The sequence below is a fragment of the Cupriavidus sp. HMR-1 genome, assembly GCF_000319775.1.
GTDB lineage: Bacteria > Pseudomonadota > Gammaproteobacteria > Burkholderiales > Burkholderiaceae > Cupriavidus > Cupriavidus metallidurans.
The window spans coordinates 1-1,116 of sequence record NZ_ANKP01000009.1; the positions used below are offsets into that span (position 1 = coordinate 1).

General features: G+C 68.2%; 1 protein-coding gene. It reads left to right on the forward strand.

What is annotated here, in order from left to right:
- On the forward strand, window positions 1–1,116 hold a 1,116-nt coding region (locus tag D769_RS00180), incomplete at both ends, for an MdtA/MuxA family multidrug efflux RND transporter periplasmic adaptor subunit (protein ID WP_008640797.1).

The window sequence follows — 1,116 nt, forward strand, 5'->3', positions numbered from 1 at the left end:
CCGGAGGCGCTAGCGGCGCCGGTGGCCCTGGCGGGCCGGGCGCGCAGCAGCGCTCGCCAGTGGTGGTCAACCGCGTGACGCGCCGCAACATGGACGTGGTCCTGAACGGCCTGGGCAACGTGACGCCGGTGGCCAACGTCACGGTGCGCGCGCAGGTTTCCGGCCCGCTGCTCAAGGTGCTGTTCAAGGAAGGCCAGATGGTCAAGGCCGGCGACGTGCTGGCCGAGATCGACCCGCGCCCGTTCCAGGCCACGCTCGACCAGGCTGTCGGCCAGCTCGCCCGCGACCAGGCATTGCTCCAGAACGCCCGCCTGGACCAGAAGCGCTACAAGACGCTGCTGGCGCAGGACTCGATCTCGAGCCAGCAGGTGGATACGCAGGACGCGCTGGTGCGCCAGTACGAGGGGACGGTCAAGACCGACCAGGGTAACGTCGACAACGCGCGCATCCAGCTTGGGTACACGCGCATCGTCGCGCCGACGTCGGGCCGCATTGGCCTGCGTCAGGTCGATCCGGGCAATATCGTCAACCCGAGCGACACCAACGGCATCGCCCTGATCACCCAGATCCAGCCGATCGCGGTGCTGTACACGATCCCCGAGGACAACCTGCCCTCGGTGCTGAAGAAGCTCAACGCCGGCGAGAAGCTGCCGGTGCAAGCCTGGGACCGCCAGATGCGCAACCAGCTCGGTGAGGGTACGCTGCTGACCACGGACAACCAGATCGACACCACCACGGGCACCGTCAAGCTCAAGGCGATCTTCGCGAACACGGACGGCATGTTGTTCCCGAACCAGTTCGTCAACGTGCGCACACGCATCGACACGCTGGAAGACGCCACCGTGATCCCGATCGCGGCGATCCAGCGCGGCCAGCAGGGCACGTTCGTGTATGTCGTGGATGACCAGAGCACGGTCAAGGTGCAGGTCGTCACGCTTGGGCCGGGCGACGGCAGCCACAGCGCCGTGCTCAAGGGCCTGGAGCCCGGGCAGCGCGTGGTTGTGGATGGCGCGGACCGCCTGAAGGAAGGCATGACCGTCGAGGCGGTAGACCCGGCGGCACGTGCCGCGGCGCTCACTCCGGCGAGTTCGCCACGCGCCCGCGGCCGTCGCGAGA